At 73.4% G+C, this 12,850-nt stretch carries 8 protein-coding genes; 5 read left to right on the plus strand and 3 right to left on the minus strand.

The annotated features are described in order from the left end of the window. The first annotated feature begins 84 nt into the window (after positions 1–84). Entirely contained in the window at positions 85–1,134 is a 1,050-nt protein-coding gene (locus tag GFH48_RS10225) for a hypothetical protein (protein WP_322746985.1), read from the plus strand. A gap of 152 nt (positions 1,135–1,286) precedes the next feature. Here the strand turns inward: GFH48_RS10225 and GFH48_RS10230 are convergent, their stop codons facing one another. Both GFH48_RS10230 and GFH48_RS10235 read right to left on the minus strand, forming a co-directional pair. Continuing rightward, positions 1,287–2,900: an AMP-binding protein gene (locus GFH48_RS10230; RefSeq protein ID WP_153287963.1), complete on the minus strand. Its 1,614-nt coding sequence runs from the start codon at positions 2,898–2,900 to the stop codon at positions 1,287–1,289. Next, entirely contained in the window at positions 2,897–4,576 is a 1,680-nt protein-coding gene (locus GFH48_RS10235) for an AMP-binding protein (RefSeq protein WP_153287964.1), read from the minus strand. The genes GFH48_RS10230 and GFH48_RS10235 overlap by 4 nt, the downstream gene beginning before the upstream one ends. Positions 4,577–4,678: 102 nt before the next feature. On the opposite strand from GFH48_RS10235, the gene GFH48_RS10240 reads away from it, so the two are divergent. From GFH48_RS10240 to GFH48_RS10250, 3 genes are all read left to right on the plus strand, one after another. Next, positions 4,679–5,512, plus strand: coding sequence for a helix-turn-helix transcriptional regulator (locus GFH48_RS10240; RefSeq protein ID WP_153287965.1), 834 nt, complete (start codon positions 4,679–4,681; stop codon positions 5,510–5,512). A gap of 187 nt (positions 5,513–5,699) precedes the next feature. Then, entirely contained in the window at positions 5,700–8,561 is a 2,862-nt protein-coding gene (locus GFH48_RS10245) for a helix-turn-helix transcriptional regulator (protein ID WP_153287966.1), read from the plus strand. A 373-nt stretch (positions 8,562–8,934) separates the two neighbouring features. Further along, positions 8,935–9,726: a S1 family peptidase gene (locus tag GFH48_RS10250; RefSeq protein ID WP_153287967.1), complete on the plus strand. Its 792-nt coding sequence runs from the start codon at positions 8,935–8,937 to the stop codon at positions 9,724–9,726. A 208-nt stretch (positions 9,727–9,934) separates the two neighbouring features. Here the strand turns inward: GFH48_RS10250 and GFH48_RS10255 are convergent, their stop codons facing one another. Then, positions 9,935–11,257, minus strand: coding sequence for a winged helix DNA-binding domain-containing protein (locus GFH48_RS10255; RefSeq protein ID WP_228120500.1), 1,323 nt, complete (start codon positions 11,255–11,257; stop codon positions 9,935–9,937). A gap of 157 nt (positions 11,258–11,414) precedes the next feature. Between GFH48_RS10255 and GFH48_RS10260 the strand changes: the two genes are divergently transcribed. After that, positions 11,415–12,575 (plus strand): magnesium and cobalt transport protein CorA, encoded by a 1,161-nt coding sequence (locus tag GFH48_RS10260; protein WP_153287968.1) that lies wholly within the window; start codon positions 11,415–11,417, stop codon positions 12,573–12,575. Positions 12,576–12,850 lie beyond the last annotated feature (275 nt).

A 12,850-nucleotide genomic window follows, 5' to 3' on the forward strand; every position in this document is an offset into this window, starting at 1 on the left:
CGGGAGAAGATCCGGGGAAGGTCCGGCGGAAGGCTTGAAGCTGTCGGGGCGTTTCGCTGTCGGCGGCCCCCTCCCTGGAGGACGATGGACGCGCTGTCCCGATGTGACGTCCTGGAGTGGGCCATGGCCGAGAGCGTGCCGGTGCGGTGTCCGGCCTGCCGCCGCGAGCATCTCTTCGCCGCGTCGTCGTACCCGTGCGTGTGCGGCGCCCCCGTCACTCCCCCGCTCGACCGCCTCGCGGATCCCGTACCCGTGACCCATCGCGTCTGGGACGACGACTGGGTGACGGTGCCCTGCGACGCCTGCGGCCGCGAGGACGAATGGCCCCATCCGGAACTGGGCTGCGCCTGCGGGACCGTGCTGCGGATTCCGGTACGCGGGGCACGGCCGGGAGGCGCACGGCGACCGGCGCTCACCGAGACCGCGCCGCTCGCCGGGGCCGCGCCGGACACCGACCTGGACGAGACCCCCGCGCGCTCACCGCACACGACCGGGGCCGCCGCCCCACGCACCGCCGAGGCCTCCGCCCCGCACGCGGCCGGGGCGACGCCCCCGCGGGCCGCGGAGACGCCGCCCGCACCGGGTGCGGGCGGCGTACCGGCGCGGGCCGCCGGAGGTCCCTCCGCCGGCGGCCCGGCTCCGGACGACGCTCACCACGCCGGCACCCCGCCCCCGGACGCCGGAGCGCCCGCCACCCCGGAAGCCCCCCTCGCCCCCGGCCAGGCCCGGGCTCCCTCCACCGCGCCGACGCCCCGCCCGGCGTTCCGGCCGGTCACCATCCGCACCGCGCGGGACGCGGTGACGGCCGCCGCGCTGTATCTGCGGTGGCTCGGCTACCGCGACATCCGCCGGGCCGACCAGCGGCCCCCGTCCGGAATCGGGCTCGCGGCCCGGGGTGTCGTCGCCCAGGTGGACCCGACGGTCCGTCCCGCCTCGCTGCGAGACGTGGAGTGCCTGTGGCTGACGGCGATGAGCGAGTCCACCCGGTGCGTCTACTTCTCGCTGGCCGGCTACTCGGAGGACGCGCGCTCCCGCGCCGACCTGCTCGGCGTCCCCCTCTTCATCCTCGACCTCACGGGTACCCCGCAGCCGGTCAACGCCCCCGCGGACGAACTCACCGCCACCGGGGCCTGACCGGCGAGCGGTGCCGCCGGGGGCATGCCGGGTCATGAGGTCATGCCCGGGTCATGCCGTTCTCAACGTGTCCCGTGTCCCGTGTCCCGTGTCCCGCCGTCTCCCGTGCCCCGTCTCCTGTCGGCACCCGCGCGGAAGGCCGGAGCACCCGCTCAGTCCCGGTCGGCGTACGTCTCGCGGAGTTCGATCTTCCGTACCTTGCCGGACACCGTCATCGGGAAGGCCTCCAGGACCCGCAGGCGACTGGGGATCTTGTAGTGGGCCAGCCGGTCCTCGCAGAAGGCGCGCAGTTCCGCCAGTGTCGGCGGGTCCGCCGGGTCGCGGGCGATGACACAGGCGAGCACCTCCTCGCCGTACCGCTCGTGGGGCACCCCGACCACCTGGACGTCGGCGATCTTCGGATGCGCGTAGAGGAACTCCTCGATCTCCCGCGGATAGATGTTCTCGCCACCCCGGATGATCATGTCCTTGATGCGGCCGACGATCTCGACGTAACCGTCCTCGCGCATCACGGCGAGATCCCCGGTGTGCATCCAGCGCCCCGGGTCGACGGCCTCCGCGGTCTTCTCGGGCTCGTTCCAGTAGCCCAGCATCACGCTGTAGCCCCGGGTGCACAGTTCGCCCGCGGTTCCGCGGGGACGGGTCACACCGTCCACCGGGTCGACGACCTTGACCTCCAGGTGCGGGAGCACCCGGCCGACGGTGCCGGTGCGGTGCTCCAGGTCGTCGTCGCGGCGGGTCTGCAGGGAGACCGGCGAGGTCTCGGTCATGCCGTAGCAGATGGAGACCTCCGCCATGTGCATCTCGGCGACCACCCGTTTCATCACCTCGACCGGGCACGGCGAGCCCGCCATGATGCCGGTGCGCAGCGAGGACAGGTCGTACGTCGCGAAGTCGGGGAGGTTCAACTCCGCGATGAACATGGTCGGGACGCCGTACAGCGAGGTGCAGTGCTCGTCCTGGACCGCGCGCAGTGTCGCCGCGGGATCGAAGGAGGGGGCCGGGACGACGATGCACGCGCCGTGCGAGGTCGCCGCGAGGTTCCCCATCACCATGCCGAAGCAGTGGTAGAAGGGCACCGGTACGCAGACCCGGTCCTGCTCGCTGTAGGCGAGCGACTCGCCCACGAAATAGCCGTTGTTGAGGATGTTGTGGTGGGAGAGGGTGGCTCCCTTGGGGAAGCCCGTGGTCCCCGAGGTGTACTGGATGTTGATCGGGTCGTCGCAGGACAGTTCGCTCCCGCGGGTCCGCAGCTGCGCGCGTGACTCGGCGGTGCCGCGACCGGTCAGCGCGTCCCAGCTCGGGTCGCCGATGTAGACGGTCTCCCGCAACCGCGGGCAGTTGCGCCGCACTTGTTCGACCATCGCCCGGTAGTCGCTGGTCCTGTGACGGAGGGAGGCGACGAGCAGGGTTATGCCGGCCTGCCGCAGGACGTACTCGACCTCATGGGTGCGGTAGGCGGGGTTGATGTTCACCATGACCGCGCCGACGCGGGCGGTCGCGTACTGGACGAGCACCCACTCCGGGCAGTTGACCGCCCAGATGCCGACCCGGTCGCCCTTGGCGATGCCGGAGGCGAGCAGCGCGGACGCCAACTCATCTACGTCGGCGGCGAATTCGGCGTACGTCCAGCGCCGCCCGGACTCCACGTCGACGAGCGCCTCCCGGTCGGGCCAGGCCGCCACCGTCCGGTCCAGGTTGGCCCCGATCGTGTCGCCGAGCAGTGCGGTCGGGCTCGTGCCGTGCGTGTAGGAGAGTTCGGTCACCGGAAGTCCTCCTCGCGGTACTCGGCGTCCGAGCCCGTGGCCGTGGCCTCGCGCAGCTCGATCCGGCGGATCTTGCCCGACACCGTCTTGGGCAGCTCGCCGAACTCCAGGCGGCGGATGCGCTTGTAGGGCGCGAGGACCGTGCGTGAGTGCTCGAAGAGCACCTTGGCGACGTCCGGGCCGGGTTCGTGGCCCGCCGCGAGGACGACGTACGCCTTCGGGACTGCGAGCCGCAGCGCGTCGGGGGCCGGGACGACGGCCGCCTCCGCCACCGCCTCGTGCTCCAGCAGCGCGCTCTCCAGCTCGAAGGGCGAGATCTTGTAGTCGGAGGCCTTGAAGACGTCGTCGGACCGGCCCACGTACGTGATGTATCCGTCGGCGTCACGCGCGCCGATGTCGCCCGTCCGGTAGTAGCCGCCCGCCATCGCCTCCGCGGTGCGGTCGGGGTCGCCGTGGTAGCCGGTCATCAGACCCACCGGCCTGCCCGACAGGTCGAGCGCGATCTCCCCCTCGTCCACGCCCGGCGCGCCGGAGACCGGGTCGAGGAGTTCCACCCGGAAGCCGGGGCTGGGCCGCCCCATGGAGCCCGTCTTGAGCCGCTGGCCGGGGCTGTTGGAGACCTGGACGGCCGTCTCGGTCTGCCCGAAGCCGTCCCGGATCGTGACGCCCCAGGCGCGCCGCACCTGTTCGATGACCTCGGGGTTGAGCGGCTCGCCCGCGGCGACGGCCTCGCGCGGTGGCGTCGGCAGCTGCGTCAGATCGGCCTGGATGAGCATGCGCCACACGGTGGGCGGGGCGCAGAAGGTGGTCACCCCGGCCCGGTCCATCTCCGCGAGCAGCCGTCCCGCGTCGAAGCGCGTGTAGTTGTGGATGAAGACCGTGGCCTCCGCGTTCCACGGTGCGAAGAGGTTGGACCAGGCGTGCTTGGCCCAGCCCGGCGAGGAGATGTTCAGGTGCACGTCGCCGGGCTTGAGCCCGATCCAGTACATGGTCGCCAGATGGCCGATCGGGTAGGAGGCGTGCGTGTGCTCGACGAGTTTGGGGCGGGCGGTGGTGCCGGAGGTGAAGTAGAGCATCAGCGGGTCGTCCGAGTGGGTCACCCCGTCCGGCTCGAACGCCGCGTCGGCCGCGTACGCCTCCTCGTACGACTGCCAACCGGGCCGGTCGCCGCCGACCGCGATCCGGGTGTGCCGGCCGGGCACCTCGTCGAACTTCGCGGTGTCCTCGGCGCGCGCGATCACGTGCCGGACCCGGCCGCGCTCGACGCGGTCGCGCAGATCGGCCGGCCCGAGCAGGGTGGTCGCCGGGATGACGACGGCTCGCAGCTTCATCGCGGCGAGCGCCGTCTCCCACAGCTCGACCTGGTTGCCGAGCATGACGAGGATCCGGTCCTCGGCGCGCACGCCCCGCGCGCGCAGCCAGTTGGCCACCCGGTCGGAGCGCTCGGACAGCGCGGCGAACGAGAACTCGGCGCGTGCGCCGTCCTCCTCGACGATGTGCAGGGCGGTGCGGTCGTTGTCCCGCGCGATGACGTCGAACCAGTCGAGTGCCCAGTTGAAGGAGTCCGGACGCGGCCAGTCGAAGCCCTGGTACGCCGTCGCGTAGTCCTCCCGGTGCTCCAGCAGGAAGTCCCGCGCGGCACGGAATCGCTCCGTCGCGTCCGTCGTCACCGTCATGTGTCCTCCTCGTTGCCGGACCTCCGCCTAACATCGTGTATTCCGTAAGGGAGGTCTCACTACCCCCGAACGGGGGGTGCGCCGCGACGAGGGGGCGAACGGATGGCAGCGGAAGCGGCGGACGCGGTGGAGATGCGCGCCGCGCTGGTACGGCTGCGGCGCGCCACGGGACTGCCGGTCGCGTTCGGCGGCCTGGTCGAGCCCGGGCGCGCGCGGGTGCGCATCAGCGAACTCAGCGGCACCGCGACGGCCGCGCTCAGCGCGCTCGCGGTGTCCTCGGGCAACGGTCTGGGCGGCAAGGCGGTTGCCCTCGCGCGCCCCTGCGCGGTGACGGACTACTCGGCCTCGCGGCAGATCAGCCACGAGTACGACGTGGCGGTCGCCACCGAGGGACTGTGCTCGGTGCTGGCGGTGCCCGTGGTCGTACGCCGCCGGGTCCGCGGAGTGCTGTACGGCGCCCTGCGGACGGCGCAGCCCCTCGGTGACCGCACGCTCGGCGCGGCGGTGGCGGCGGCCCGGGACGTGGAGCAGGCGCTGGTCGTACGGGACGAGGCGCGGGGCCTGCTGGCGGTGGCGCGGGAGCCGGTGGCGGGAAGCGCCGCGTGGGAACAGGTGCGGGAGGCGCACGGGGCGCTACGGGCGCTGGCGCCGCGGATCGCCGACCCGGCACTGCGGACCGAACTCCTCGACGTGTGCGGGCGGCTGGCCGGCGCGGCGGCACCCGAGCACGGCGGGCCGCGGGTCGGGCTCGCCCCGCGCGAGGTGGACGTCCTGGCCTGTGTCGCGGCCGGGGCCACCAACGGGGGCGCGGCACAGCGGCTGGGGCTGCGCCCTGAGACGGTCAAGGGATACCTGCGGTCGGCGATGCGCAAGCTCGGCGCCCACACGCGAGGGGAGGCGGTGATCGCGGCACGGCGTGCCGGAGTGCTGCCGTAGGAGGGGCCGCCGTCCGGGCCGCGACGCTCCGGACGACGACCGTCCGGGACTTTCCATTCAGTCGGGAGCGCCCTGAAATACCCTATGCATAGACCCTGTTATTTCCCTCACCACCCCGAGAGTCCGAAATTCAAAGAGTTATTGCCTAACATTGGCCCGGACACGACATGCGAGGGGAGCGGCGACCGTGCGAGGGGACTTCAAGGAACCTGCGAGGCCCCGCCCCGACCTGGTCATCGGCCGGGAGGAGCTCTTCGCGGCGGCACGCGAACAGCTCTCCGGCGGCGGCAGCCTGCTGGTGCACGGCCCCGCCGGAATAGGAAAGTCGACCGTCCTGCGGGCGCTGGCCGCGGAAAGCGCCGAATCGGCGCACACCGTGTTGCGCTGCTCGGCGACCGAGTCCGAATCGCATCTGCCCTTCCTCGCGCTGACCGACCTGCTCGGCCTGGTGGTGGACACGGTCTCCGACCGGCTCCCCGCGCCGCAGCGCACCGCCCTGGAGTCGGCCCTCACCGGCCGCGGGGAGTCGACCCTGCAACGGGACGGACTCGCCCTGCGCCTCGCGGTCCTCTCCGTGCTCCGGGCGCTGGCCGCGCGGGGGCCCGTCCTGATCGTCGCCGACGACCTGCAGTGGCTGGACCCGGCCAGCGCCGAACTGCTCGGCTTCGCCGCCCGCCGGCTCGGCGAGATGCCCGTACGGATGCTGTGCGCCGTCCGTACCGACACCGACCCGCCGGACCAACAGCACGACCGCTATCTACGCGCGTCCCCGTCGAACACCCTGGCCGTGCGGCTCAATCCGCTCTCCCGGGCCCAGACCGCCGAACTCCTCGGCCACCGCGGGCACACCGGGCTGTCGCGTTCCACCGTCCGGGACATCCACCGCACCAGCGGCGGCAATCCGCTCTTCGCCCTGGAGCTCGGCCGCGCGCTCGCCGAGAGCCCGACCCGGCCGAGCCCGGGTGAACCGCTGCCCGTACCGACCTCGTTGCGCGCGCTCGTCCTCAGCCGTCTGGAGATGCTGTCCGCCGAGGCCCGCCGCACCCTGCTCGTCGCGAGTGCGGGAGCCCGCCCCACGGTGGCGCTGCTGCACGCGGCCGGACGCAAGGACGCCGAGGCGGAGACCGCGCACGCGGCCTCCCTCGGACTGCTGGCGACCGAGCGCGAGACACCCGGCATCCGTTTCGCGCACCCCCTCATCTCCGCCGCCCTGTACGCGGAGGCCGGCGCCGCCGAACGCCGCGCCGCGCACGTCGCGCTCTCCACGGCGGCCTCCGACCCGATCGAGCGGGCCCGGCACCTCGCCCTCGCCACGACCGGCACCGATCCGCAGGTCGCCGCGCGGCTCGGGGAGGCGGCGGCCGCGGCCCGGGACCGGGGCGCGCCGTCGGTCGCCGCCGGGCTCGGCCTGCTCGCCGCCCGGCACACGCCCGTGGACGCCGAACCAGGCCCGGACGAGCGGCGGTTGCAGGCGGCCGAGGACGCGCTGACCGCCGGGGAGTCGGACCTCGCCCGGGACATCGCGCGTGACGCGCTGCGCCGGGTCACCGCGCCGGCGGACCGCGTACGGGCCTGGATGGTCGTCATCGACGCGGCGGGGCAGGCCATGGCCGAGGTCGACGCCGTCTTCCCACAGGCGCTCGCGGACGCGGGTGACGACCCGCGGCTGCTCGCGCTCGTGCGCTACCAGCTCGCCTGGCGGGCCCTGCTGGTCGAGGGCGAGATGACCAAGGGCCGCGAGGAGGCCGCCATCGCCGCGCAGCTCGCCGCCCGCGCCGGGGACCGGCCCACCGAACTCCTCGCGCTCGGATTCCAGGCGCAGATGGAGACCCTGATGGGTCACCCGGGCGCACCCGCGACCATCCAGCGGGCACTGCGCGAGCCGCAGGACCCCCGGGTGGCGTGCGACCACAACGGCGCCGGCGCCGTCCGCTTCCGCTGGCTGATCATGGGCGACCAGCTCGCCGAGGCGCGGACCACGATCACGGCGCTGCTGCGCGAGGTGCGGCGGCGCGGCATGGTCGAGAGCGAGCTGCACTTCCTGCGCGGGCTGGCCGAGACCGAACTGCGTTCCGGGCACTGCGGGCGGGCTCTGGACCTGGCCCGGGAGAGCCTGCGGCTGGCCCGGGACACGGGGATAGGCGAGGCGGCGACCGCCATGTTCACCTCCCTCGCGGAGGCGGCGGGCGGTGACGTGGACCGGGCACTCGCCCTCGCGCGGGAGGCCGTGGACCGCGCCGAGGAGGACGGCGACCTGGTCTATCTCTCGCGCGCCCTCGGCGCCCTCGGCCACGCCCAGCTGGTCGCCGGGGACTCGGTGGCCGTGGTCCGCTCCCTGCGACGCGTACGGGAGCTGGAGGAGCGGCTCGGGATCACCGACCCCGCCCGGGGCCGCTGGCACGGCGACCTCGCGGAGGCGCTGGTGCGGATCGGTGAGCCGGTCGAGGCGCAGGACGTCATCGACGCCACCCGGGCGCGCGCGCTGCGGCTCGGCCGCGAGAGCGTGCTGGCGGTGCTCGACCGGGCCGAGGCACTGGTCCGGGCGGCGAGGGGCGAACACGGCCCCGCCGTAAGGCAGCTGACGGCGGCGCAGGACCGGCTCGGCAAGCTGGGCTACGGACTGGAGGAGGCCCGCGCCGCGTACGCCCTGGCCGAGGTGCGGACCCTTCCCCAGGCTCTCGGCCTCACTCGGACAGGGGCGACCCCCGTACCGGGCCCGACCTCGTACGACGAGGCGACCCGCCTGTTCCGCCGGTGCCGCGCGCTGCCCTGGCTGCGCCGGGTGGAGACGGCGGCGGCGACCGCGACGGCGGCCGTCACCGGGCCGGCGCCGGCCGCGCCGGCGCCCGCGGCGCTCGACGGCCTCGCGGCGACGGAGCGTCAGGTCGCGGCGCTCGTCATGGAGGGCGCCACCAACCGAGAGATAGCGGCGCGCCTGTTCATCAGCGTGAAGACCGTGGAGGCCACGCTCACCCGGGTGTACCGGAAACTGGGGATCCGCTCGCGGGTGGACATCGTCCGGCTGGCGGCACGGCACCGGAACGGGTGAACCGGAGCGTCAAAGTACGGGGTGGCGCTACAGCCGTCGGGGCCTCCGGGGCGTCGCCCCACGCCGTTCCCGACGCTCCGTCAACCGCCCGCGGTGCGAGGCCGATCGGGCCGTCCGGTGGATGCGGGTGACACCGTGCAGGGCGGCGCGGGCCGCCGACCGGGGCCGGACCTTACGCTAAACCCCGGTCCGTGCGGCCAAGGGTTTTCCCTCCTCCGACTCCGCTAGGGAGTTCCCCCCTTGGAAGCGGAACGCTCGCGCTTCTAGCGTGAGCGTCGTGCCGCTCGCTCGGGCACACGGCGTCCGCCCACCGGCGCCGTGTCCAACCCCCCACACCCGTGCGTCCCCCCACCGGCAACCTCTGAGGAGATCCATGTTCGGCCTCGACCGCGCCACGAAGGCAGCGGCTCTCTGTACGGCGGCCGCTGCCGCCGCCGCGACCGCTCTGCTGTGCGCACCGGGCGCCGTAGCGGCCCCCCGGCCGATCGTCGGCGGCACGACGACCACCACGACCGCGTACCCGTTCATGATGCAGATCACGGACGCCTCGCAGAACCAGTTCTGCGGCGGCACCCTGGTCGCGGCGAACAAGGTCGTCACCGCCGCCCACTGCATGACCGGCGAGACGACGAGCAGTGTCCGTGTCGTCGGCGGAAGAACGTACCTCACCGGTACGAACGGCACCGTCAGCAAGGTCAGCAGGATCTGGGTCGACCCCGGCTACACGGACGCCACCAACGGCGACGACGTGGCCGTGCTGACCCTGTCGACGTCGATGCCGTACACCCCGGCGTCGTACGTCGCCGCCACCAGCACCGGCGTGTACGCGGCCGGCACCACCGCCCGCATCGTCGGCTGGGGCACCACCTCGGAGAACGGCGGCTCCTCCGACCAACTGCGCACCGCCACCGTCCCGCTCGTCTCGGACGCCGGCTGCCGGAGTTCGTACGGCTCCGACTACCTGGCCTCCGACATGGTGTGCGCCGGTTACACCAACGGCGGCACGGACACCTGCCAGGGCGACAGCGGCGGCCCGCTGCTCATCGGCGGTGTGCTGGCCGGCATCACGTCCTGGGGCAACGGCTGCGCGGAGGCCGGGTACCCCGGCGTGTACACCCGCCTGACGACCTTCTCGAACCTGGTGAAGACGCAGCTCAACTCGTAGTCACCACACCACTCCTGAGCATCGCTCAGGCACAGACCAGGGGGCGTTGCGGGCCTCCACGAGCGGCCCGCAACGCCCCCTGTCCAACGCTCCCCGTCCAACGCTCCCCGTCCGGCAGCCCGGGCACGGCTCACGGGCACGGCTCACGGGCACGGCGCGGGCACGTGACGGGCGGGGCCGTCCAGGCGGGCGCGCGGGCGGGACCGCCCTACTCGATGACGGTCCCGAACCGGATGTCGTACGCCCCGTCCCCCGACATCACCGAGAGCATCCGCTCCGCCTCCCCCACCACCTCGCCCCTCCGCGCCTTCGTGAGCGCGCCGAAGGGCTCGATGGTGAGGACGTTCCCGTCCTGCCGCCACACCCCCGCCAGGAATCCGTCGACGAGCAGGGCGCGGTACGCCTGGTTGCCCGCCCACGTACGCCCCTTGAGGCCGGCGGGCACCAGCCGGGAACGGTCGGCGTGCGCGAGGAGCAGGTTGTCGAACTCGGGCAGGAAGCGCGGCGGGGCCGGGGTGTCCGCTTCGGGTCGGGGCGCGTCCGGAAGGTCGAAGAGCTCGACCCCCTTCTCGTCGCGGAACGTGACCAGCCGCGGCCGCAGCCGCTCGAACGCCTCCCGGAGCCGGGTCAGCCCCGCCCAGGTCTGCATGTCCTTGACCGAGGCGGGCCCATAGGCGGCCAGATAGCGCAGCACGGTCGCGTCGGGAGCGGGCGTGGGCTCGGCGGGGCGGCCGAGCCAGTGCTCGGCCGTGGTCAGCACGACCTGACCGCTGCGGCCCCACAGTCCGCGCGGGGTGACCTGGACGAGCGGCAGCCCGCAGCGCGCGGCGACCGAGAGCGCGAACGGGTCGGCGTCCGGCCACCGGGCGAGCAGCGCCTCCCGCAGTTGCCCCATGGTGCGCGGCTCGGTCTCCACCAGCTCGCGGCTGATCAGGGCGAGCCGCTCCAGGTCGACGCCGACGAGCCCTTTGCGGAAGGCGTTGAGTTCCCGGTTCCGGGCGGCCTGTACGAGCGGACGCAGCGAGAGCGCGTCGTCGGCGGTGTGCGTGTGGAGGGTGGAGCGCAGGGTGACGATGCGGACGACGGCACGGTCCGCCATGGCCTCCGACAGATCCTCGGGACGAAACCCTTCGAGGCGTGCGGCGAGGGCGTAGTACGGCGGTTTCACGTTCTGCGCCTGGAGACCGACGAGGTGGCCGACGGCCCGGGTGGCGGTGAGAGCGGCGGACCGGCGCAGCAGGTGCTGGCGCTCCAGAGTCGCGCGGTTGAGGGCACGGGGGCCGAGCACGGGGGCCGCGGCAAAGACGTTGCTCGCGCGCGCCGTCGTCCGCTCCGACGCTCGCGCCTTCGTCCGCACCGTCGTCCGCTCCCGCGCCTCGGTCGGCGCGGCGGGCACCTCGGTGTCCGCGGGCGCCCGCACCTTCGCGGGCGTACCGCCGTCGTGCGTACCGCCGCCGTGCGCCTCGACGCCGTACGTCTGGGCGCCGCGCGCCTCCGGGGAGCCCGCCGTCGTGCCGCTCGTCCTCGTCATGCCCCGCATGATGACGGGGCTTGCGGTCACCTTCTGTCCGCGATTCCCGGCGAACCTGTGCCTGGGCGGTACGCCCGCCCCCTCCCCGTAACATTTGACCCGTATATCCTGCTCGGTGATCACACACACGTACGGACCGACATGGGAGGCAGACGCGATGTCCGAGCGACGCCCCCGCCCGGCCGCCAGGAACGGCAAGAAGTCCGTCTGGCGGCGCACCCTCACCCCGCCGGCCGAGCCCCCCGCCGCATCCCCCGCGCCCCTCACCGACCCGCCCTCGGCGGAAGCCGCCGACACCGGGAGCGTCGTACAGGCGGCCCTGTACCGCGACGGCGTACGCGTCTCGACGCCCGCGTCCCTCGCCGACACCTTCCGGGAACTGCGCGACCAGCCGGACGGCATGGCGTGGATCGGCCTGGCCCGCCCCACGGAGGCCGAACTCCTCTCCCTGGCGGCCGAGTTCGACCTGCACCCGCTCGCCGTCGAGGACGCCATGGAGGCGCACCAGCGTCCGAAGCTGGAGCGCTACGGCGAAACGCTCTTCGTCGTGCTGCGCGCCGCGCGCTATCTGGACGCGCTGGAGGAGGTCGACTTCGGCGAGCTGCACGTGTTCGTGGGCCCCGACTTCCTGATCACGGTCCGGCACGGCGCGGCGCCCGACCTCTCCGCGGTACGCCGCCGGATGGAGGACACCACGGAGCTGCTGAAGCTCGGCCCGGAGGCGGTCCTCTACGCGATCCTCGACTCCGTCGTCGACGGGTACGTGCCCGTCGTCTCCGGCGTCCAGAACGACATCGACGAGATCGAGACCGAGGTCTTCCGCGGCGACCCCGCGGTCTCCCGCCGCATCTACGAACTCTCGCGCGAGATGGTCGAGTTCCAGCGGGCCACCCGTCCGCTGGTGGGCATGCTGCACGCGCTGATGGCCGGCTTCGCCAAGTACGGCACCGACGAGGAACTCCAGCGCTACCTCCGCGACGTCGCCGACCACGTCACCCACACCAGCGAACGCGTCGACGGCTTCCGCCAGGCCCTCGCCGACATCCTCACCGTCAACGCGACCCTGGTCACCCAGCAGCAGAACGCCGAGATGCGCGCCCTGGCCGAGGCCGGCTTCGAACAGAACGAGGAGATCAAGAAGATCTCGTCCTGGGCGGCCATCCTCTTCGCCCCGACCCTGGTCGGCACGATCTACGGCATGAACTTCGAGCGCATGCCGGAGTTGCACTGGGCACTCGGCTACCCCTTCGCCGTAGTCCTCATGGCAGGCGTATGCACCAGTCTGTACATCATCTTCAAGCGGAAGGACTGGCTCTGAGCAGCCGGCCCGCACGCACCACAGCGCCATGTCAGCCTGTGCGCGGCCTGCTCGCCGACCAGCCCACCGCCTCGTCGGCCGCAAGACGGGTCCGGCCTCACCCGCCGTGCGGCGCCAGTCGGGAGTCGGGCAACCCGACTCCGGCACGCTGCTGTCCGACACGGCCGTGGCCGACGGCGGGGCACCTCCGCCGCCTCACCGTCACCGGGGTACGCGCGCCGGCGTGAGGCCGGGGTGGACGCGGTCCGCCGCGGTCCTCACGCCGGCGGGCGGAG

This window comes from Streptomyces fagopyri, from assembly GCF_009498275.1.
Lineage (GTDB): Bacteria > Actinomycetota > Actinomycetes > Streptomycetales > Streptomycetaceae > Streptomyces > Streptomyces fagopyri.

Bases quoted from the DNA above. Each gene is read 5' to 3' on its own strand.
- GFH48_RS10255 (WP_228120500.1), bottom strand. From the start codon at position 11,257: ATGACGAGGACGAGCGGCACGACGGCGGGCTCCCCGGAGGCGCGCGGC.
- GFH48_RS10225 (WP_322746985.1), top strand. From the start codon at position 85: ATGGACGCGCTGTCCCGATGTGACGTCCTGGAGTGGGCCATGGCCGAG.
- GFH48_RS10240 (WP_153287965.1), top strand. From the start codon at position 4,679: ATGGCAGCGGAAGCGGCGGACGCGGTGGAGATGCGCGCCGCGCTGGTA.
- GFH48_RS10250 (WP_153287967.1), top strand. From the start codon at position 8,935: ATGTTCGGCCTCGACCGCGCCACGAAGGCAGCGGCTCTCTGTACGGCG.
- GFH48_RS10260 (WP_153287968.1), top strand. From the start codon at position 11,415: ATGTCCGAGCGACGCCCCCGCCCGGCCGCCAGGAACGGCAAGAAGTCC.
- GFH48_RS10235 (WP_153287964.1), bottom strand. From the start codon at position 4,576: ATGACGGTGACGACGGACGCGACGGAGCGATTCCGTGCCGCGCGGGAC.